We start from the raw sequence: 19,918 nt of genomic DNA, 5'->3' as shown, positions 1-19,918 counted from the left end.
GCAACACCCTGACCCACCGCATCCTGGGCCCGTCCTCGACCGCGACGATCCAGCTCGACTACTCGGCCATGCGCGACGGTGACCGGGCCGGACTGGCGATGCTGCGCGACTCATCGGCCTGGATCGGCATCCGACGCGACAACGGCCAGACCCGCCTGGTCGCGACCAACAACCTGACCATGAACAGCAGCTGGCAGACCACGTCCACCGGCACCGAGGCCGCCTCCACACCCATCTCCGGCGGGCGGATCTGGCTGCGGGTCAACGCCGACATCCGCCCGGGCACCGGCCGGCAGGCGAAATTCTCCTACAGCACCGACGGAGTGAACTTCAGCTCATTCGGACCGGCCTTCACCATGGGCAACGCCTGGCAGTTCTTCATGGGCTACCGCTTCGCCATCTTCAACTACGCCACCCAGTCCCTGGGCGGCGCGGTCACCGTCAACCGCTTCGACCTCACCACCCCCTGATACGGAAGAACCAAGAAGGAAGATCCTCACTACTCGACGGCCCGGCGGTAGGTGCACACCTGCACGCCGGTGCCGCCGGTGGCCGCGGAGACGAGTTCGAGCCTGTGCCGCCGGCCGTCGCTCGGGAAGATCGTCTTCCCGCCGCCGAGGATCACCGGCATGACGATCAGCCGGAGCTCGTCGACCAGGTCCTCGTGCAGGAGGGTGCGCACGAGGCTCGGGCTCCCCATGACGACCAGGTCGCCGTCGCCCGCATCCCGCAGTTCGCGGAGGCGGGCGACGGCCGCGTCGCCGGGGATTCGCGTGGTGTTCCAGGTCAGCTCGTCGTCGCTCAGCGTCTCGGACACCACGTATTTCGGCATCGCGTTCATCCGGTCGGCGAACGGGTCACCGGCCCGCGCGGGCCACGCGGCGGCCATGTTCTGCCAGGTGCGACGGCCGTAGAGCAGTCCCTCCGCCTTGCTCACCGTGTCGTTGAAGGCGCCACCGATGGTCTCCGGGTCGAAGAACGGGTGCGTCCAGCCACCGTGCGCGAAGCCGCCGTCGGTGTCCTCCTCGGGACCACCCGGCGCCTGCACGACGCCGTCCAGGCTCATGAACTCGATGACCACGATGCGCATGGCGCTCTCCTCTTTGTCTGCCGGTCTGTGTCTGCCGGTCTGTGTCTGCCGGTCTGTGTCCGCCGGCGCCGTCGTCGGCTCCGTCGTGGTCCCCACGGTAGCCACCGACAAATTTAATTGTCAAGACGGTTCGAGTGTTCGGACAAAGCTCGCAGAGCGCGTGAGACGACGGTCTCGGCAGGCCGGCCGAGCACCCGTTCGAGGTCGTCGGTCCGCTGCTCCAGCATCCCCGCGCGGATCTGCCCGTTGATCCAGCTCATCGGGCCCGGCCCGGCGTCGGGCACCTCGCGGTAGGGCACGCCGAGCGCCTCGGCCACCTCCGGATAGCTCCAGAGGGGCCCGGTGAAGTCGTACGCCCGGCCCAGATGCCCCTCACCGGTCAGCACGTTTGCCGCCGCCTCGGCGAGATCCGACCGGAACGCCGTGTTCAGGCCGCGCCCGCCGGTGCTGCTGGTGATCTCACCCTCGACGACCCGCGGGACGAACGCGTCGCTGTAGAAGGGGTGGCGCAGGAACGTGTACGGCAGGCCGCTGCGGATTATGGCCTGCTCGGTGGCGTGATAGGCCTCTGTCATGCCGGTCGCGCCGGTGCCGGCCCCCAGGAAGCTGGTGAAGGCGACCGCGCCGACGCCGGCCTCCTTGGCGGCGGTCACCGCGTTCAGGTGCTGCCCGATCCTGCGGGCGGTGTCGAGCTCTGGAGAGGAGATCAGGAGGAGGCGGGTGGCCCCGTCGAACGCCTCGCGCAGGCTCGCCGGGTCGTCGTAGTCACCGCGGCGTGCCGGCACGCCCTGGGGGGCGCGGCCGGGATCGCGCACCGCGGCCACCACCTCCGTACGGGTGCGTAAGTGCTCGATGACGAGGCGGCCGAGCGCGCCGGAGGCGGCCGAGATCATGATCATGGGCCAAGTAGACTCCCGGCCGTCTCGACCCTGCCACCGGTTTTCGCGGGGGGACGGTAACGGGCGCGGTAGTCGTCCCAGTCCCAGGTGGACAGGAAGGCCGCCGCGGCCGTCCGGCCGTTGAGGTAGAGGTGGAGCTTCTGCCGCTCGTCGAGGTCGAAGTCGACCACCCCCACGCCCTCGGTGTCGACCTGGATGGTGCGGGCCCTGACCCAGGGCTGGTCGAGGTACGTCTGGTCGTGGCCGACGATCGCGGTCCCGACCAGGGACGTCAGCAGCCGCAGGGCGGGCAGGTGGGGAGCCCCGACGAGCGGCAGCCTGAGCGTGTCCTCCCGGAACGCGGGGAGCAGCTTGACCCCGAACGTGGGCCAGCGCGGCTGCCGCCCGTCCGGCCGGTCGAGCGTGTCGATGGGGAAGTTGGACAGCACGCCGCCGTCCACCAGGGTCGACACCAGCCCGGTGCCGGGATCGGCGATCGTGACGGGCTCGAAGAAGAAGGGGATCGACATCGAGGCGCGGACCGCGTCGGCCACCCGCTGTCTGCCCGGCTCCGCCACGCCGTAGACGCTCCGGTAGTCCCACGGCAGGCGCACCAGCCGGCCCAGGGTGACGTCCGTGGCCGTCACCACCAGGCTGTAGCGCTGGTCCTCGCCCATCCAGGGCGCCGGGTCGTCGAGGGTCAGGTCGTCGAACGTCTCGACACCCAGGTCGGCCAGTTCGTTCCCCAGCCACTCCCGCAGGTAGTCGCCCTCGAACACACCCCGTTCGAACAGCAGGGACAGCAGCGAGAACCCTCTGCCGACCAGCGGGACGCGCTCCACGGCGGACGCGTCCCTGAACCTGCGGTAGTCGACGCCGAACAGGAGCTCGCGCATGCGCTCCGGCGGCATCCCTGCCGCGGCCAGCGCTCCCACGACCGCCCCCGCGGAGGTCCCGGCGACCCGGGTGCCGGCGGCCCGCCCGAACCGGTATCCGGCGGCGTGCAGTTCGTGCAGCGCGCCGACCAGGCCCACGCCCTTGACGCCGCCGCCCTCCAGCACCAGGTCGGCCCGCCTGTCCATCCCGGCCATCGGCACCAGCCCTTCTTCCGACCGTCCTCACCCGGATCTACCGCGTTCGGACGGCCCGGGCCCCGGCGCCGCGCCATCACGACCGAACCCTCATTCCCCCTTGTCCTGCGCCCTGTCTTGGGGATACCAGCGCAGTTCGATGACGTTGCCGTCGGGGTCCTTCAGGTAGACCGAGGTGGCGACGCCGCGCGCCCCGAACCGGGGGCCGGGTCCGTCGATGACGGTGAGGGCGCCGGAGTCGACGACCTCCTGCCAGTCCAGCGGCTCGACGACCAGGCAGAAGTGGTCGACGTTCGGCTCGCCGCGGTCGCCGCGCAGCAGGTCGATGATCGTGTCCGGCGACACCCGCACCGAGGGGAAGGGCGCCTTTCCGGCCCGCCACTCGTCGACCCGCACCGGCTCGAGGCCGAGGACGTCGCAGTAGAACGCCAGCGACCGCTCGACGTCCTCCACGGTCAGCACCAGATGATCGAAACCCTTGACGCGCATGTTCGTTGTGCTCATGGATCCAACGATGCTCGTCTCGGCGGCCGGCACCAAGGGAATCTTCCGCGTGGCGTATCCGAAGAGGCTCAGGCCTGGGGTCACGGCGGCGACATCATGGGCTACTCGGCCATCTGATGAGCGCCCTCGACACCGCCCTCTGCACGTGACTGATTCGGCATGGGCTCTTCTGTAACAGGTTGCGGTTGCGGTAGAAGATCACTCGTACCATTTCTCCTCTTCTCGAGGTACATGTGAGAAAGATCCTGCGAGTGGCCGCGGCCCAGATGTTCGCCGCGGCCTTCGTCCTCGCCGCCCTGTCCGCTCCCGCGAACGCCGACACGACCGAGAGCGACGCCGACATCGCCGCCGAGTGGCAGACCGTCTGGGACACCTACCACTTCACCGACACCACCCCGCCCGCACCCGACTCGGGCCGCAGCCGGGTCACGAACAGCATCTCCGTCGACATCGACTCGCCGATGCCGTCGACCTTCTACAAGTACTCCGACTTCAACAACCACATCGGCAGGAACCCGTTCCTGAAGCGGGTCGTCACGCACAAGGAGTGGCTGGCGGCCCCCACGCTCTACCGCAACCTCACGGCGATCGAGGAGATCCCGTACGAGGGCACGATCGTGGTCAGCAAGACCCACGCGCAGCAGCGACTCCACGCGAACGGGTTCTACTACGAGACCGACAGCTGGTCGCAGCCCAACGTGGTCACGCACCAGAAGATCGACTTCACGCCGCTGCCCGGTGGGAAGACCCGGGTCACGGAGAACCTCACCTTCGAGGCGGACTCCTCGCTGATCGATTTCGTCGCCGCGAACGGCACCGCCTCGCACCAGCAGTTGCAGACGGCCCTCAAGCAGGCGATCGAGAGCGGCGAGCTCTGATCCACGGGCATCACTGAAAAGACGGGCGTCTTCCGTGTGGGAGACGCCCGTTTCCTGTCAGTGCCCGATGCTGCCGCCTCTGTCCTCCGCGGCCCGCAGGTTCTGGTTGATCGAGCAGTTCTTGATCCCGCCCCTGCAGTTGCCGCTGAGGGAGTCGGTGAAGACGCTGACGCTCGACACCTGCTGGACGCCGGCGAAGTTGACGGCGCTGTTGCCCGCGGGGGCGTTCACGTTGCGCTTGCCCGTGTTGAGCTGATAGGGCGGACTGCTGATCGTCGGCGCGTTGGCGGTGTTCATGCCGGCCGTGCGCTGCGTGCCGCCGCCGCCGTGACCGAAACCACCGCCGAGGCCGCCCCCGAAACCGGCGAGGCGGGCGCCGATGTGGGCGCCGCCGTGACCGTGGCCCTTGCCCTTCTTCTCCTTGCCCTTTTTGCCCTTCTTGCCGTGGCCGCCCTGACCACCCTCACCGCCGTGGCCGCCCTGACCAGCCTTACCACCATGGCCGTGCGGGCCGTGGCCGGCGGCAGGGACCGGCGCCGCCAGTGCCCGCGGCGCCGCCGCGACGCCCGGCATCACGATGAGGAGCGCGGCGACGGCCAGACGCCGGGCGAACATCGCCACGACGCGGGACCTTTCTGCCCTGTTGTCGCCCATCCGATCCACACCTGCCTTTGCTTTGGTACACAAGCGACGCATCCGGCTCATACCCCTCACTTCGCCTCTCTTCTCCCGGGGTGCGATGTGCTGTGCGGATGCTGATCCCTTCTTTGCGCTGAGCCGTTCCGCCGCAGAGTCAGGACGTGGCGATGGCGGTGAGCAGGTCGAGCCTGGCCGCGCGGCGAGCCGGCAGCAGCCCGGCCAGCAGGCCGGCGACGGCGGCCACGGCGACGACGAGCAGGAGTGGACCGACCGGCAGCGCGAGGGTGGCCTCGGTGGTGCGGCCCAGCGCGGTGACCGTTCCCGCGGCGAAGGCGACGCCCAGGCCGAGCCCGGCGACGATCGCCAGTGCCGCGACGAGGACCGCCTCACCACGGATCATCCAGCGCATCTGGGCGCCGGTCATGCCGACCGCCCGCAGCAGCCCGAGCTCCCGGGTCCGCTCGATGATGGACAGGGCGAGCGTGTTGGTGATGCCCATCAACGCGATCAGGACGGTGAGCATCAGCAGCGCGGTCACCAGCCCGAGGACCTGGTCGATCATCGCGTTCCGCCCGGCGACGGCCGCAGCCTGGTCGCGCACCTGCGCGGTAGGGGCGTCGGCGAGGGCCCGTTCGATGGCCTTCCTCGCGTCCGCGCCGCTCACTCCGTCGGCCACCTTGACGAAGACGCTCGCGTCGACGTGCTCACGGTAGTTCCGCTCGAAGGTGTCCAGCGAGATCACGTAGCCGGTCGACAGCGCCTGGGCGTCCCGGTCGCGCAGCAGGCCGACCACCGGGAGGCGCCGAGTCCCGGTGCGGGAGAACGTCATCGCCAGGGTGTCGCCGATCTTCAGGTGCCGCTCCCTGGCGACGTTCGCGGCCAGGACGACCCCGCCGTCCGCGACGGCGTCCAGGCGTCCGGCGACCATGTGGAGCGAGGTGACGCGGGCCAGCGTGACCGGGTCGACCGCGGTGAGCGCCTCGGTCGACCGGCCGTCCTTCCAGTGGCCGTAGCGCAGCCGGGAGGCCACGGCGACCTGCGGCAACTCGCTGACGTGGTGATAGGCGTGCGCGGGCAGCCCGCCCAGCATCTCGTTGCGGGCGCTCTCCACGACGTAGTCGGCGGTGATCACCTCGGTGTACGACCGCGCGGTCGAGTCCTTGATCGAGGTCCCCAGCACGGTCGTGAAGCTGATGAGCGCGAGGCCGAAGGCCAGCGCCAGGGCGGTCGCGGAGGTGCGCCGGGGCGCCCGCGCCGCCGACTCGCGCGCCAGCCGTCCGGGAACGCCGGCCGCGCCGAGCGGCCGCCCGAGCAGCCGTATCGCGCCCGGGGCGACCGCCGGCCCGAGCAGGGCCAGCCCCACGACGGTGCTCACCGCCGCCTCGCCGAGCACGACGACCGACCCCGGCCCGGCCAGGACGATCGACAGCCCGGCCACGCCGAGCGCGGTGAGAACCGCCCCGACGACGGTGCGGCCCCAGCCGGCCCGCCCGGAGACCCCGTCGGCCGTCGCGCGCCGCATCGCCTCGACCGGCGCCACCGAGGCGGCGCGGCCGGCCGGACCGAGCGCCGACAGGACCGTGACGCCGACGCCGACCGCGAACGCGACGACCAGGGTCCGGGGCGTGACGACCAGGCCGCCGTCGGGCAGCGTCATCCCGAAGGCCCCGGCCAGATCGCGCAGCCCCGCCGCGCAGGCGACGCCGAGGCCCGCGCCCGCAGCGGACGCGGCCAGCCCCACCAGCAGGGCCTCGCCGAGCACCGAGCGCATGACCTGACCGCCGGTGGCCCCGGCCGCCCGCAGGACGGCCAGCTCGCGCGTGCGCTGCGTGACGACGATCGAGAAGGTGTTGGCGATGAGGAACGCGCCGACGAGCAGGGCCGCCGCCGCCAGGGCGTACAGCATCACCTGCAGGTAGGAGATCTGCGTCTTGGCCGCCGCCGCACTGGAGGCGGCGACGTCCCGGCTGGAGGAGACCTCGTACCCGGACCCGAGCGCGGCCGACACCGCGGCGCGCAGCCGCTGGGCGTCGGCGCCGTCCGCGGCGACGACGGCGACCTCCGAGGCGCTCCCGTCCAGCGCGAGCAGCCGCTGCGCGGCGGGCAGGGCGACCAGGGCGACCGTCGTGCCGGGCAGCCCCTCCGCCGACCCGAACCCGGCCAGCCCCACCACGCGGAGCCGTTCCGTGCGCTCGGCCCGTACGGTGACCTCGGCGCCGAGGCCGATGCGGTGCCGGCGGGCGGTCGCGGCGTCGACCACGACCTCGCCCTCGGCGGCCGGGGCACGCCCGGCGCGCAGGGTGAACGCACCGACCGGCGCGGGCTCCCAGGACAGCAGCAGCGACGGGCCCGCCGGGACGATGGTCTTCCCGGCGACGCCGAGCAGCCCCTGGCCCCGTACGACGGGGGTGGCGGCGGCCACGCCCGGCACCGCACGGACGCGGTCCACGACCTCGGGGGGCAGCGGGTCACGCTCGACCTCCACGCCCATCGCCGAGTCGAACGCGGCGGCGTCGCGGACGGTCAGGTCGACCCCCGCGGTGGCCGTACGGAACTGGTCGTCGAGCAGCCCCTGGGAGGTGTCGGTGAGCACCAGACTGCCGGTGACGAAGGTGACGCCGAGCAGGACGGCGAGCAGGGTCAGCGCCAGCCTGCCCCGGCGGGCGACGGTGTTGCGGACGATCAGGCGCCACATCGCGATCACTTCTCCTCGTTGCGCGTGAGGGCGTGTTCGATGCCGGCCACGCGGCCGTCGGCGAAATAGACCACCTGGTCGGCGTACGCCGCGGCGTTCGCGTCGTGGGTGACCATGACGATGGTCTGGCCCAGTTCGCGGGCGGCGTGGCGGAGAAACCCGAGCAGCGCCTCCCCCGCCCGGGAGTCGAGGTTGCCGGTCGGCTCGTCGGCGAAGACGATCCGCGGCCGGGCGGCCAGCGCCCGGGCCACGGCGACCCGCTGCTGCTGCCCGCCGGACAGCTCGGCGGGCCGGTGCCGCAGCCGGTCACCCAGCCCGAGCATCGCGACGATCTCGTCGATCCATGCCTGGTCGGCCCGCCGCCCGGCGAGGGTCAGCGGCAACATGATGTTCTCCGCGGCGGTCAGCGTGGGGACCAGGTTGAAGCTCTGGAAGACGAAGCCCACGTGCTCGCGGCGCAGCAGCGTGCGCTGCCGCTCGCTGAGCCGGCCGAGGTCGGCGTCCCCGATGAGCACCTGCCCCTCGTCCACCGTGTCGAGCCCGGCCAGGACGTGCATCAGGGTGGACTTGCCGGATCCCGAGGGCCCCATCACGGCGGTGAACCGCCCGGCGGGGATCGAGAGGGTGGCGCCGTCGAGGGCTCGGACGGCGGTGTCGCCGCGGCCGTAGATCTTCACGACGTCGCGGGCCAGCGCGGCGACGTCGGTACGCAGGGGTGTCTCAGTGACGGTCATGGGGCGAGCATCACGGCCAAGACTGTCGGCGGGCTGGTCGCGGTCTTGCCGGCCCTCGGGTGGTGCCGGACAGCGGACGGACAGCGGGCCGCCAGAGCGGGGCGGCAGGCTGGACGGCATGCCAGACCAGAGCCGTCAGGAGACGACAGAGTGGCTGACCGTGTGCGTGCCGGCCCTGCTGTGCCGCAGATGCGTGCGCCTGCTGAGCAGGCACGTGCGCGACGTTCCCGGTGTCACCGCGTTCGAGGTCGACGCCGCCCGGGGTCTGCTGCGCGTACGCGGCGGGGTGGACGCGGGGAAGCTGGACGCCGAATTGCGGGCGGCGCTGGCGGCGGCGGGATTCTCGGGCGACCGGTGCGAGCACCGGCGCGGCGAGCCGCTCAGCCCGTAAACGTCAGCCCGTGAGCGTCAGCCCGTGAGCGTCAGCCCGTGAGCGCGGCGGCCGTCTCGCGGGCCTGGGCGGCCTCGTCGGGCAGGCCCGCCTCCTCCGCGCAGCCGGCCAGGAACGACCACAGGCGGGCCCTGGCCCAGGGGAACTCGCCCTCCTTCAGCAGCGCCAGCGCGTCTCGGCACTCGCGGACGGCGGAGCCGGCGTCGCCGCGCACCCGGGCCATGCGCGCCCGCCCCCACGCAGCCCACGCCTGGCAGCGGGGGTTGCGTGCCCGTCGCGCGACGTCGTCCGCCTCGGCGAGCAGCGCCGTGACGTCGTCGCCCTCGTCCACGTCCAGCCGGGTGTGCGCCGTGTGCACGAGGGCGAAGGTCAGCCCGTGGAGGGAGTTGCGGCCGCGCACCTCGTCCACGGACTCCCGCAGGACGGCCAGGGCCTCCTCCCGCCGCCCGGACTCGCGCAGGGCGATGCCGAGATGCGCGAGGATCGCGCTGCCGATGATGCGGTCGCCGACGGCCCTGGCGAGGTCGAGGCTGCGCCGCCACCGGACGACCGCGTCCTCGAAGTCGCCCACGCGCAGGGCCAGCAGCGCCTCCAGATACTCCGTCATGCCCAGCCACCAGCCGTCGTCGGAGTCGCCCAGCTCACGCCGGCTCCGCTCGATCAGGGCGCGGTAGTGCCCGGGGTCCCCGCCGTACTGGCCGGCCCAGGCCATCACGAGCCGGGAGATCGCGGCGTTGCGTACGTCGCCGAGCTCCTCGAAGACCACGAGGCTCTCCTCGGTGGCGGCGACCGAGCGCGGGGTCGGATAGTAGACGTGCAGGAGCCCGATGCCCTGCAGCGCCCGGGCCCGTGCGGCGGCGGACCCGCCGCCGTTCTCCAGCAGCGCGGTCAGCGCCCGGGTGCCCTCGTGGCGCACGCCGTAGTTCCAGAACATCACGAGCGCGCAGGCCAGCCGGAAACCGTTCTCGACGTCGCCGCTGTCGACTGCATGGTCCACGGCCGCGCGGAAGTTGTCGTGCTCGTCGTAGAGCCGGGTGTAGACGGTGAGGTTGCGCACGCGCGGCCCGTGCTCCTCCGCGAGGCGCACGCAGTGGGCGAGGTGGCGGTCGCGGCACTCCGCGACCTCCCCTGCCTCCTCCAGCCGGGCCCACGCGTAGTCGCGTACGGTGACGAGCAGCCGGAACCGCCCGGCGGCCGGTTCCGGCACCACGAGCGACCGGTCGACCAGCCGGAACAGCAGGTCGAGCACCTCTCCCCGGCCGACGCCGCCGAAGGCGCACACCTCCTCGGCGGCGGCCGGGGTCCAGCCGCCGCGGAACACCGCGAGGCGGCGCAGCAGCCGCCGCTCGGCCTCCGACAGCAGGTCGTGGCTCCAGTCGAGGGTGGCGCGCAGCGTGCGGTGGCGTGCCTCTCCGGTGCGCGGTCCCGCGGTCAGCAGCGAGAACCGGTCCGCCAGCCGGGCCTCGATGTCGGCCGGAGACAGCGCCTTCACCCGGGCGGCGGCCAGTTCGATGGCGAGCGGCATGCCGTCGAGCCGGCGGCAGATGGACGCCACCACCGGAGCGGTCTCTTCGTCGAGCGTGAACGAGGGCCGTACGGCACGGGCCCGCTCGGCGAAGAGCCGCACGGCGGGCCCGTCGTTGTGCGTGACGTCCAGCGGACCGACCGCGACCTGCACCTCGCCGGGGATCGCGAGCGCCTCCCTGCTGGTGGCCAGCACGCGCAGCCGCGGGCAGGCGGCGGCCAGCCGCTCCACGAGGGCGGCCACGTCGTCCACCAGATGCTCGCAGTTGTCGACCACGAGCAGCGTGCGGCCGTCGCGTAGGTGCTCCTCGACCGCGTCGGCCGTCGCGGTGCCCTGCGGCGGCACGCCCAGTTCGGCGGCGAACGCGGCGGCCACATCCGCCCCGGGCTCCAGAGCGGCCAGGCGGACGAGCAGCACGCGGTCGGCCTGCGTCTCGTCCGGCGTCTCGCTTGCCCTGCGGGCGATCTCGAACGCGAGCGTCGTCTTGCCCATCCCGCCCGGGCCGGTCAGCGTCACCAGCCGCGACTCCGCGAGCCGCTCCAGCGCCGCCGCCACGTCGTCCTGGCGGCCGATCACCGACGTCAGCCGCCGTGGCAGCCGGTCACCGCGCACCCGCTGTGCCTGCGACTGCGACTGTGACTGCGGCTGCCGCTGCGGCTCCTCGCTCGGAGGGGACGGGACCTGCTGACGGAGAATGGCCTCGGCGAGCGCCTGGAGCTCCGGAGACGGGTCGATACCGAGCTCGTCGGCGAGACCGCGGCGCAGCGCCTGGTAGGCGGCCAGCGCCTCCGCCTGCCGCCCGCCGCGATACAGCGCGAGCATCAGCAGGCGGTGCAGCCGCTCCCGCAGAGGCTGGCGCGCCACCAGCCGTTCGATGTCGGCGACCGCCTCGTTGTGCCCGCCGGACTCCAGCAGCAGCTCGAACCTGTCCTCGACCGCGCCCAGCCGCAGCTCCTCCAGCCGGGTGCTCTCCGCCGTCGCCCACGTCGTCTGGCCGACGTCGGCCAGCGCGGGCCCCCGCCACAGCCGCAGCGCCTCGTCCAGGCCGCCCAGGGCGGCGGTGACGTTCCCTGCGGCCGTCTCCTCCCGCGCCCGTACGAGCAGCCGCTCGAACACGTGCGCGTCGACGGCGTCCGGGGGCACGGCCAGCCGGTATCCCGGGGCCTGCGTGATCAGGACGTCCGCGCCGAGCCCTGCGGCGGCGAGGGCGCGCCGCAGCTTCGACACCCGGATCTGCAGGGCGTTCGCCGCGTCGGCCGGCAGGTCGTCGCCCTCGTCGCCCCACAGCGCGTCCGTCAGGCCGTCCACCGGCACCACGCGCCCGCACGACAGGGCCAGCCGGGCCAGCAGGGCCCGCACGGACGGCGGCAGCGCCGCCGCGCGGCCGCCGGGCCCCCGCACCTCGGTGGGCCCGAGAACCGCGAACGTCACGGCCGTGTTCGGCATGTCACTCCTCATCACCCCAGGCTCCGCCGGGCTGCCCAATATTAAGGGGCGATGAGCGTTTTGTCGGGATTGATTTCGATGGTAACGAGCCGGTCAGCCAGGGTGTGGGCATCCCGGCCCATCCACCCCAGCACGAACGAGCCGCGGGCGCGCTGCCGGGGCAGACCGAGGAAGGCTCATTCTGCGGCCTCGTAGCCGGCCTCGGCGATGGCCTCACGCACGGCGGCGGGGTCGGCCGGGCCGGTGACCACCACGGTCTTGGCGGTGAAGTCGACGGCCACCGAGCCCACGCCGGGCACCTCGCCGACGGACTCGGCGATCGCCTTGACGCAGTGGCCGCAGCTGATCGCGGGCACGGACAGCACGAGCTGGTTCATCCTGACTCCTTCGACATCCAGGAAAGCGTTGTGCAAGCACCGTGCCCGGCGCCGCTGTCCGGACCCTGTCGTCAGGCCTCGTCAGGCCTCGTCAGGTCGACAGGGGATGGGCAGCGGGGGGAAAGCGCCGCGCGCGACCGTCGCCTCGAAGCTCTTCGATCAGGAGGTGGAGCGATGACGGTCGTGACGAGCATGCGCACGCTGGACATCGGCGGCATGACCTGCGCGTCCTGCGTACGCAGGGTGGAGAAGGCCCTCACCCGGGTGGACGGCGTGGCGGCGGCAGAGGTGAACCTCGCCACCGAGGTCGCCACCGTCACCTACGACCCCGCCCGCGTCACCGTCGAGGCGCTCGCCGAGTCGGTCGTACGGGCCGGGTACACCGCGGAGATTCCCGAGCCGGAGCCGGAGCCGGAGCCGGACCGGGAGGTCGTCCGGCTGAAGCGCACCTGGCAGGTCACCCTCGCGGCCGGGCTGTCGATGATGGTGCTGATGTACCTGCCGCTGCCCATCGACGCGATGGACTGGCTGATGCCGCTGCTGCTGGTCGTCGCGACGGCCGCGCAGTTCTGGGCGGGCCGTCCCTTCTACCGCGCCGCCTGGGCCGCGGCCCGGCACGGCGCGGTCAACATGCACACGCTCGTCGCCATGGGCACGACGGTGGCGTACGGCTACAGCGCGTTCGTCACGCTGTGGCCGGCCGCGGCCGAGCGGCTGGGGCTGCCGCTGCACGTGTACTTCGAGATCTCCGTCGTCGTCATCGCGCTCGTCCTCATGGGGCGGTGGATGGAGGCCAGGGCCAAGAAGCGGACCACCTCCGCCATCAGGGAACTGCTCGGGCTGCGGCCGAAGACGGCCCGTGTGCTCCGCGGGGACACCGAGGTCCCGGTCCCGGTCGAGACCGTGACCGTCGGCGACCTCGTCCGGGTGCGCCCGGGCGAGAAGATCCCCGTCGACGGCATCGTGACCGCCGGCGTCTCCACCGTGGACGAAAGCATGATCACCGGTGAGAGCATGCCGGTGCGCAGGCGCGAGGGCGATCCGCTGATCGGTTCCACGATCAACCGGACCGGTTCGATGGTGATGCGGGCCACCGCCGTCGGGCAGGAGACGACGCTGGCGCAGATCGTCCGGCTGGTCGAGCGGGCGCAGGGGTCGAAGGCGCCCCTTCAGCGCCTGGCCGACCTGGTGTCCGGGTGGTTCGTGCCCGCCGTCATCGGCGTCGCGGCGCTCACGTTCGCCGTCTGGGCGGTCTTCGGCCCCGACCAGGGACGGCTCACGCTGGGCATCGGCACCGCCATCGCCGTACTGATCATCGCCTGCCCGTGCGCGCTCGGCCTCGCCACCCCCACGGCGATCATGGTGGGCACCGGGAAGGCCGCCGAGCTGGGCATCCTGATCTCCGGCGGTGACGCGCTCGAACAGGCCCGCCGCCTCACCACGGTCGTCCTGGACAAGACCGGCACGATCACCCGGGGCCGTCCCGGTGTGACCCGCCTCGTCACCGTCGCGGGCGGAGACGCCGACGAGCTTCTCGCGTGCGCCGCCGCGGCCGAGACGGGCTCAGAACATCCCCTCGGCGAGGCGATCGTCACGCACGCCTGGGACCGCGGGCTCCACCTGCCCGAGGTGGAGCGATTCGAGGCACTGCCCGGCCACGGCGTGGAGGCCCGGGCGGGTGGCAGGGCCGTACTCATCGGGAACGCCGCACTCATGCGCCGCCATGACGTGAGCGTCGGCGAGCTGGAGCAGGTGGCCGCCGAGGCCGCGGCCGACGGCGCGACCCCCGTGTACGTCGCCCTCGACGGCCGCCTCGCGGGACTGATCGGCGTGGCCGACACGATCCGGCCCGAGTCCCACGAGGCCGTCGATCGGCTGCGCGCGCTCGGCCTGGAGGTGTGGATGCTGACCGGCGACAACCAGGCCACCGCCGATGTCGTCGCCCGGCAGGTCGGCATCGACCACGTGATCGCCGACGTACGGCCCGAGGACAAGGCGGCCCGCGTGGCCGCCCTGCGCGAGAGCGGCGCGGTCGTCGCCATGGTCGGCGACGGGATCAACGACGCCCCGGCGCTGGCGACGGCCGACCTCGGCATCGCCATCGGCACCGGGACCGACGTCGCCATCGCGGCCTCCGACATCACCCTCGTCGGCGGCGACCTGCGCGGCATCGTCTCGGCCATCGACCTGTCCCGGCGTACCGTGAGGACGATCAAGCAGGGACTCGCCTGGGCGTTCGCGTACAACGTGCTGTTGATCCCGGTCGCCGCCGGTGTGCTGTACCCCGTCAACGGCGTGCTCCTCGACCCCTCACTCGCCGCCGCCGCGATGGCGATGAGCTCGGTCAGCGTCGTCACGAACGCGCTGCGCCTGCGCCGGTTCCGGCCCGGCTCCGGAGTGTCCCGGCTCGCCGACTGGGGCTATCTCGCGGGCATCGCCTGCCTCGCGGTGGCCGTGGGCGCCGGGTTCACCGCGCTCAGCCGTACGGAGGCGGCGCAGCGCGGGATGAACGGCGTGCTCGCCTGGGTGGAGAACACCGGCATGCCGATGCGTCCGGCCATGAGCGTGATGATGACCGCCGAGACCGAACCCGTGCCCGCCGAGGACGCCGGCGTCCGGATGGACGTCCGGGTCCCCCATGACGTCACCCCGGGCGTCCCGGCCACCGTGCGCATCCGCCTGACCGACCCCTCGACCGGTCGTCCCGTCGACGACGTCGTACGCAGCCACGAGGCGTGGATGCACTTCATCGCCACCCGGGCGGACCTGGGCACCTTCGCCCACGTCCACCCCGAGCCCATCGGCCGGCCCGGCGAGTTCTCCGTCCGGCTGACCTTCCCGACCGCCGGCCGTTACCTCGTCAACGCCGAGTTCCGGCGGCGCGGGGAGATGACCGACGTGCTCGACCATCAGGAGATCACGATCGGCCGCCCCGATGTCTTCACCAGCTCGAACACCACGTCGCCGTCTCCCCGTGAGCAGGTCGTGGGCGGCCTCCGGGTCACCCTCACCGGCGAGGCCGCGGCCGGCGGCAGGAGCGACCTCACCTTCCGCTTCGCCGACGCCGCGACCGGCAGGCCCGTCTCCGGCCTGCGCCCCTACCTGGCCGCCGCAGGCCACGTCGTGATCATGCCGCTCGACGGCAAGGGGTTCGCCCACGAGCACGCGGAGGCCGAGGACGACCAGGGCCGCCCCGTCTTCGCCCTGCCGGGCCAGACCTTCGGGCCCGAACTCGGCCTGCACGCCCGGTTCCCCCGCCCCGGCCTGTATCGCCTGTGGGCCCAGTTCCGCGACGCCCAGGGCCGGGTCCTCACCACGACGTTCACCCTGGAGGCCCGTTAGGAACGCGCACGAAACGTGCACAGAACGACTCGCAGGCTCTGCACGTCCGTACGGCACCATGCTCGGACGTGCAGAGCATGCATGTGCGCCGACTGCTCCTGGTCATCCTCCTGGTCATCACGGTCGGCCCGATGACGGCCGGGTCCACGGCCACCCTGCCGCCCGGAAGGTCCGTCGCGGCGATCGCGACGCTGGTCGGCGACTATCTGGCCACGCACCCCACCGTGAAGCGCGTGCTGCGCTCCAGTGGGATCAGCGTCACGCTCATCTCGTGCGGTGCCGAGACCGGCTCGCCGACCGACCTGTCGGCGGACTTCGGAGACGGCTTCAGCGGCCGTCTCATCAGGACGCGGAACGCCACCTACTTCCAGATGCCGATCGGTTCCGAGGTCGCTCCCGGGAAGTACTTCGACAAGGTCACCGACTATTACGAGCCGTACAACCTGCTCGGCATCGGGACACTCGCCATGATGGCCACCAACCTGATCGACGGCTACCGCGCACACGCGCTCCTGATCAATACGGGCCGCCTCACGGCTGCGAGCATCGATGGCGGCACCAGCCCCCACACGATTCACTACACCGTCCATATCGACGTGCACCGAGCCGTCGAACGCCTGAATCTCCCCGCCTACATCGCCTACACCAACCCCATGCCGCTCGACCAGCGGACCGAGGAGGAGTACGCCAAGGTGCGGGCAGGCGACCCGGCCGCACAGGCACGGCTCCGTGCCCGCATCGTCGGCGATCTCGGTCCCTCCGCCGACTACGAGCTGTGGGTGGACCTGAGCGGGCGTCCGGTCCGTTCCGTCCTGTCCGCCAAGACACGGACCGAGATGACCTTCTCGGACTGGGCAACCTGCGTGGTCAACGCACCCCCGTCGGAGCGGGTCCGGGAGCTGAAGGGCTGACCCCGGACTGTCCGGTGCCGCCGACACCACTGCCAGACGACACCACTGCCAGGCGACACCGCTGCCAGGCGACACGAACGCCACCGCCGCGCGGAGCGCCAGCGGCCACGGCACCCGGCCCGGCACCCTGGCCCCGGCACCCTGGTCTGCGCGTGTCCGTGCCGCCACCCGGCTCGCTAGATACGTAGCCGCTTGATGCGGGTGGGCTGGTAGGTGAAGGCCCAGCGGTCGGTGCCGATCCTGCGGCGGGTGTAGCGGTCGGGGTGCTGGTAGCGGTCGCGGTTGTGGAATTGGCAGGCGGGGCCGAGGAGTTTGAGGTCGGTGAGGCCGCCGTTGCTCCAGTTGTCGGCGTGGTCGATCTGGCACATGGTGGCGGGGAGTGGGCAGCCGTCGATCCAGCAGGTGGCGTAGCGGGCGAAAACGGCCCTGCGCTGGGCGGGGGTGGCCAGGCGGACCTTGCGGCCCATGTCGAGCACCTGCCCCTCGGCGTCCATGACCAGGCGCACCAGGGTGGATGTGCGGGCAAGGCGGTGCACGCTGGAGACCGGCAGCATCTGCCCGGTCGCCAGCAACGCCCCCGGCGCTGTTCCGAGCAGCGTCCCTGGCGCTGTTCCCGCTGGCCTGCCCGGCTCCGATCCTGGCACGCCCGGCGGCGTGCCTGGCGCTGTTCCAGGCGCTGTTCCCGGCGGCCTCCCCGGCGGTGTCCCTGTCGCACGCGAGCACTGTGCCTCGCCGCCGCACCCGCCCTCGCCCTCGCCGTGCTTCCAATGCTCGTGGCCGTTGTCCTCAGGCGTGCCCTGCCCATGCCGGCAGTCCCCCGCAGACCGATGCCCTGCGTGGGCGTGCGCGGAGGCGTCCTCGGGAGGAGGATCCGGCAATTGCGCTGTGTGCGGAGGCGCTGTGTGCAGAGGCGCTGCGTGCGAACGCGTGCTACCGCCGCAGGTAGGCCATGCTGCTGCGCGCCTGGGGTCTGCTTCAGCTTGGGCCGCACCACGGTCGCGGCCTCCGCCCTTCGCGGGTGCGGTGTCGTCGCCCTCGGCAAAGCCCGTGATCGTGTCACCATCGCCCTCGGCAGAGGCGGCGCTCGCGGTGTCGTGCCCGCTGGCCCGCTGCTCACGAACCCCGCGCCCGCCGGTCCCACGCTCATCGGTCCCATGCTCGAAGGTCCCGCGCTCATCGGCCCCGTGCTCGCAGGTCCCGCGCTCACAGGTCCCGTGCTCATCGGCTCCGGGATCGCGAGGCTCCTCATCGCGGGGGCCGGTGCCGGCAAGGTCAAAGCCGGCGCTTTCAGCGACAGCGTCCCCGGCTGCATCGCCACCTGCACTGACATCGCCACCTACACCGGCATCTGCCTCGGCCTCGGCAGTGCCGGGGTCAGTTGGCTGGCAGGGGCCCTCATCCTGGGCAGGTGCGGCAGCGTCGGTGCTGCCCACGTCGCCGGGGTCGTCAGCGCCTCCGGTGTGGCCGGTCGCGCTGGTGTCCTCGCTATCCCGGCCGTCCTCGGCGCCCTCCGCGTCCTCGTCGGCCGCGGCATCCTGGGCATCCTGGGCGTCGTCAATGTCTTCGGGATGGTCGGTGCCGGGGCCAGCGGGTTGAGGGTCGGCGGGCTGGGGGTCGGTGGGGAGGGACTCGGCGGTGACCAGGACCAGGAGCTCGGCGGCGATCTTCTCCTCCAGATGAGCGATGAACGCATCCGCCTGGCGGACCCGCAACGGCCGATCGTCCCCCTCGGCCTTCGGCTTGGCGTAGAGGCTGAGCAAGGTCAGCAGCCGGGCGGCAGGCTCACGGGGGAGGTAGAACTCCCCCTCCACGCCCCCGCCCTTCGCGGGGCGGACCCTCAGGAACCGCCGCCCGTAGTCCGCCTGCTCGTCGCGTTCTTCCCCGTCGGGGTCGAGCACCGCCCGCAGGTAGCGGCCCGCTTTGGCCACCTCCGCCGCCCCCGCCTTACCCGCCAGCTCCAGCAAAATCGGCTCAGCCAGGTTGGCGTGCTCGTCGCTCAACTGCGCGGTGGCCATGCAGATCGCCTCCACCACCCCCGCCGCCAAGTCCCCGGCGGCGAACTTCTCCCGCACCCGCGCCAGACGCGCCAACTCCACCGCCAACGTGAGCAGGCGCCGCGCCCCCGCCACGCTCACCCCTCCGGCGGTGCGCAACCAACTGCGGGTGGAGGCATGCCCATGCCGCCTGGCCTGCCCCGCACCATGCACCCGCCCCACCCGATCAGCAAGAGCACACGTGATCCGATCCCGCGCAAACAGCAGATCCTCAGCCTCGGCGAGGCAGATGTCCGCATCGTCGGGCACCGCCGCCAACGCCAACGCCTGCGCCGACTCACGCACAGAACCCACCAACACCCACGACGACCGGCCCTTGTCCCGACCTGCGTCGGCCCCACAACCACCGGCGCTGTCGGCGCCGGGCGCGCCGTCGGCGGTGTCCCGGCTCGTGTCCTGTCGCGGCTCGGGGCCGGCGATCGGGAAGTGCTCGCGGGCGAGCGATCCTTCGGACGACCACAGAGGGGAATCGGCGGTCAACCGGTCCCACCAGTCGTCAGAGCTATCGGAGTTATTCGAATGACGATGGTGCTCGGGATCCAAGTCGAACAGATCCATCACACCCTCCTTCAAGCAATTCGAAATTCTGTTTTAATTTTCTCCCGTCAACCTCACTCTGAGCAACCGCGTACCACGATTTGTTGGAGCTACAGGCTTACGGGGCAGCGGAGAGGAGATCGAGCAGGGTGTGGAACACCTGGGAGAGCCCGACCACGACGAGAACGGGGATCGCCAGGCTGAGACAGAGAGCCAGCACGCAGCCACTACCTGCGCCCATCGGGTTGGGAACCGGATCCTGCGCCTCCAGCCCACGCCACAGCGAGCGGGGTTCGAGGAGAAGGAACAGCATCGCGCCCACCTCGCCCACGGTGAACAGCCAGAACCAGGCCCATCTGTTTCCCAGCCTGGGCCGGCCCGTACCGATCATGATGAAGAGCGCGGCGATCCAGGCCCCGCCGACGAGCCAGGTCGCGCCGTGGAACGGCACGAGGAACGGCCAGCCCGAGAAGAGCCCTTGGCGCGCGTGAGCGAGCGCGGCCTCCGGGCGGGGAACGGTGGCGTTCAGGTCGCGCAGGAGTTTGCGGGGGGTGTAGGCCCCGTTCACGGAGCGGTCGGCGTGATACCAGAACAGAGGGCCCGTCGACCACCGCAGATCCACCGGGGTGCCGTAGTAGATGACGTACGTGACCTGCCCGGTCCGGAGCGCGGTGTGAAAGTCGGCCAGGGTGCGCTCGCGCGGGGTCATGCTGAGCACGCTCACCAGAGCGCCCCACAGCAGCACGACCAGCAACGCCACACGCACCCATAGCCCCGCGATTCGGTACGGAAGTCGCATGACGCGAGCTTCCCTCAGCGGGCACGC

16 protein-coding genes are annotated in these 19,918 nt (G+C 72.0%); 5 read left to right on the top strand and 11 right to left on the bottom strand.

Translation table 11 applies throughout. The features are described from left to right. The coding region (locus tag QSK36_RS32060; protein WP_285784951.1) for a beta-xylosidase family glycoside hydrolase at nucleotides 1-470 on the top strand (470 nt) is incomplete at its 5' end. Between the two features lie 29 nt (nucleotides 471-499). Here QSK36_RS32060 and QSK36_RS32055 read toward each other — a convergent pair. The 4 genes from QSK36_RS32055 to QSK36_RS32040 form a co-directional block, all read right to left on the bottom strand. Next, nucleotides 500-1,090 (bottom strand): dihydrofolate reductase family protein, encoded by a 591-nt coding sequence (locus QSK36_RS32055; RefSeq protein WP_183533997.1) that lies wholly within the window; start codon nucleotides 1,088-1,090, stop codon nucleotides 500-502. A 113-nt stretch (nucleotides 1,091-1,203) separates the two neighbouring features. Continuing rightward, nucleotides 1,204-1,989, bottom strand: a complete 786-nt coding sequence (locus QSK36_RS32050; RefSeq protein WP_285784950.1) for an NAD(P)H-binding protein — start codon at nucleotides 1,987-1,989, stop codon at nucleotides 1,204-1,206. Next, nucleotides 1,986-3,059 (bottom strand): patatin-like phospholipase family protein, encoded by a 1,074-nt coding sequence (locus QSK36_RS32045; protein ID WP_285784956.1) that lies wholly within the window; start codon nucleotides 3,057-3,059, stop codon nucleotides 1,986-1,988. Before QSK36_RS32045 ends, QSK36_RS32050 begins: the two co-directional genes overlap by 4 nt. A 90-nt stretch (nucleotides 3,060-3,149) precedes the next feature. After that, nucleotides 3,150-3,563, bottom strand: coding sequence for a VOC family protein (locus QSK36_RS32040; RefSeq protein WP_225897795.1), 414 nt, complete (start codon nucleotides 3,561-3,563; stop codon nucleotides 3,150-3,152). 233 nt (nucleotides 3,564-3,796) lie between these two features. On the opposite strand from QSK36_RS32040, the gene QSK36_RS32035 reads away from it, so the two are divergent. Beyond that, nucleotides 3,797-4,441, top strand: coding sequence for a hypothetical protein (locus tag QSK36_RS32035; RefSeq protein WP_285784949.1), 645 nt, complete (start codon nucleotides 3,797-3,799; stop codon nucleotides 4,439-4,441). A 57-nt stretch (nucleotides 4,442-4,498) separates the two neighbouring features. On the opposite strand, the gene QSK36_RS32030 is transcribed toward QSK36_RS32035, so the two are convergent. The 3 genes from QSK36_RS32030 to QSK36_RS32020 all read right to left on the bottom strand — a co-directional run bounded on the left by QSK36_RS32030 (nucleotide 4,499) and on the right by QSK36_RS32020 (nucleotide 8,509). Beyond that, entirely contained in the window at nucleotides 4,499-5,095 is a 597-nt protein-coding gene (locus QSK36_RS32030; RefSeq protein WP_285784948.1) for a hypothetical protein, read from the bottom strand. Between the two features lie 139 nt (nucleotides 5,096-5,234). Then, complete coding sequence (locus QSK36_RS32025; protein WP_285784955.1) at nucleotides 5,235-7,775, bottom strand: FtsX-like permease family protein; 2,541 nt, start codon at nucleotides 7,773-7,775, stop codon at nucleotides 5,235-5,237. Nucleotides 7,776-7,780: 5 nt separating this feature from the next. Beyond that, complete coding sequence (locus QSK36_RS32020) at nucleotides 7,781-8,509, bottom strand: ABC transporter ATP-binding protein (RefSeq protein ID WP_183533992.1); 729 nt, start codon at nucleotides 8,507-8,509, stop codon at nucleotides 7,781-7,783. 118 nt (nucleotides 8,510-8,627) lie between these two features. On the opposite strand from QSK36_RS32020, the gene QSK36_RS32015 reads away from it, so the two are divergent. Then, nucleotides 8,628-8,900, top strand: a complete 273-nt coding sequence (locus QSK36_RS32015; RefSeq protein WP_183533991.1) for a cation transporter — start codon at nucleotides 8,628-8,630, stop codon at nucleotides 8,898-8,900. 31 nt (nucleotides 8,901-8,931) lie between these two features. Here QSK36_RS32015 and QSK36_RS32010 read toward each other — a convergent pair whose 3' ends face one another. Continuing rightward, nucleotides 8,932-11,871, bottom strand: coding sequence for an AfsR/SARP family transcriptional regulator (locus QSK36_RS32010; protein ID WP_285784947.1), 2,940 nt, complete (start codon nucleotides 11,869-11,871; stop codon nucleotides 8,932-8,934). A gap of 176 nt (nucleotides 11,872-12,047) precedes the next feature. After that, nucleotides 12,048-12,248 (bottom strand): heavy-metal-associated domain-containing protein, encoded by a 201-nt coding sequence (locus tag QSK36_RS32005; RefSeq protein WP_183533987.1) that lies wholly within the window; start codon nucleotides 12,246-12,248, stop codon nucleotides 12,048-12,050. A 174-nt stretch (nucleotides 12,249-12,422) separates the two neighbouring features. Here QSK36_RS32005 and QSK36_RS32000 point away from each other — a divergent pair, with 174 nt between their 5' ends. Then, complete coding sequence (locus QSK36_RS32000) at nucleotides 12,423-15,590, top strand: heavy metal translocating P-type ATPase (RefSeq protein WP_285784946.1); 3,168 nt, start codon at nucleotides 12,423-12,425, stop codon at nucleotides 15,588-15,590. Between the two features lie 68 nt (nucleotides 15,591-15,658). Continuing rightward, nucleotides 15,659-16,501 (top strand): hypothetical protein, encoded by an 843-nt coding sequence (locus tag QSK36_RS31995; protein ID WP_285784945.1) that lies wholly within the window; start codon nucleotides 15,659-15,661, stop codon nucleotides 16,499-16,501. Between the two features lie 176 nt (nucleotides 16,502-16,677). Here QSK36_RS31995 and QSK36_RS31990 read toward each other — a convergent pair whose 3' ends face one another. After that, nucleotides 16,678-19,113, bottom strand: a complete 2,436-nt coding sequence (locus tag QSK36_RS31990; protein ID WP_285784944.1) for an HNH endonuclease signature motif containing protein — start codon at nucleotides 19,111-19,113, stop codon at nucleotides 16,678-16,680. Between the two features lie 97 nt (nucleotides 19,114-19,210). Further along, complete coding sequence (locus QSK36_RS31985; RefSeq protein ID WP_285784943.1) at nucleotides 19,211-19,891, bottom strand: hypothetical protein; 681 nt, start codon at nucleotides 19,889-19,891, stop codon at nucleotides 19,211-19,213. Nucleotides 19,892-19,918: the final 27 nt, after the last annotated feature.

Source organism: Microbispora sp. NBRC 16548 (assembly GCF_030268985.1).
Classification (GTDB): domain Bacteria; phylum Actinomycetota; class Actinomycetes; order Streptosporangiales; family Streptosporangiaceae; genus Microbispora; species Microbispora catharanthi.
The sequence above is the reverse complement of the archived record's forward strand: the minus strand, read 5'-3'. Positions and strand labels throughout refer to the sequence as shown.

What these genes read in the sequence shown, in the direction of transcription:
- QSK36_RS32040 (WP_225897795.1), bottom strand. Translation starts at nt 3,563, where the DNA reads ATGAGCACAACGAACATGCGCGTCAAGGGTTTCGATCATCTGGTGCTG.
- QSK36_RS32030 (WP_285784948.1), bottom strand. Translation starts at nt 5,095, where the DNA reads ATGGGCGACAACAGGGCAGAAAGGTCCCGCGTCGTGGCGATGTTCGCC.
- QSK36_RS32000 (WP_285784946.1), top strand. Translation starts at nt 12,423, where the DNA reads ATGACGGTCGTGACGAGCATGCGCACGCTGGACATCGGCGGCATGACC.
- QSK36_RS32050 (WP_285784950.1), bottom strand. Translation starts at nt 1,989, where the DNA reads ATGATCATGATCTCGGCCGCCTCCGGCGCGCTCGGCCGCCTCGTCATC.
- QSK36_RS32015 (WP_183533991.1), top strand. Translation starts at nt 8,628, where the DNA reads ATGCCAGACCAGAGCCGTCAGGAGACGACAGAGTGGCTGACCGTGTGC.
- QSK36_RS32055 (WP_183533997.1), bottom strand. Translation starts at nt 1,090, where the DNA reads ATGCGCATCGTGGTCATCGAGTTCATGAGCCTGGACGGCGTCGTGCAG.
- QSK36_RS31990 (WP_285784944.1), bottom strand. Translation starts at nt 19,113, where the DNA reads ATGGATCTGTTCGACTTGGATCCCGAGCACCATCGTCATTCGAATAAC.
- QSK36_RS32045 (WP_285784956.1), bottom strand. Translation starts at nt 3,059, where the DNA reads ATGGCCGGGATGGACAGGCGGGCCGACCTGGTGCTGGAGGGCGGCGGC.
- QSK36_RS32005 (WP_183533987.1), bottom strand. Translation starts at nt 12,248, where the DNA reads ATGAACCAGCTCGTGCTGTCCGTGCCCGCGATCAGCTGCGGCCACTGC.
- QSK36_RS32010 (WP_285784947.1), bottom strand. Translation starts at nt 11,871, where the DNA reads ATGCCGAACACGGCCGTGACGTTCGCGGTTCTCGGGCCCACCGAGGTG.
- QSK36_RS32020 (WP_183533992.1), bottom strand. Translation starts at nt 8,509, where the DNA reads ATGACCGTCACTGAGACACCCCTGCGTACCGACGTCGCCGCGCTGGCC.
- QSK36_RS32025 (WP_285784955.1), bottom strand. Translation starts at nt 7,775, where the DNA reads ATGTGGCGCCTGATCGTCCGCAACACCGTCGCCCGCCGGGGCAGGCTG.
- QSK36_RS31985 (WP_285784943.1), bottom strand. Translation starts at nt 19,891, where the DNA reads ATGCGACTTCCGTACCGAATCGCGGGGCTATGGGTGCGTGTGGCGTTG.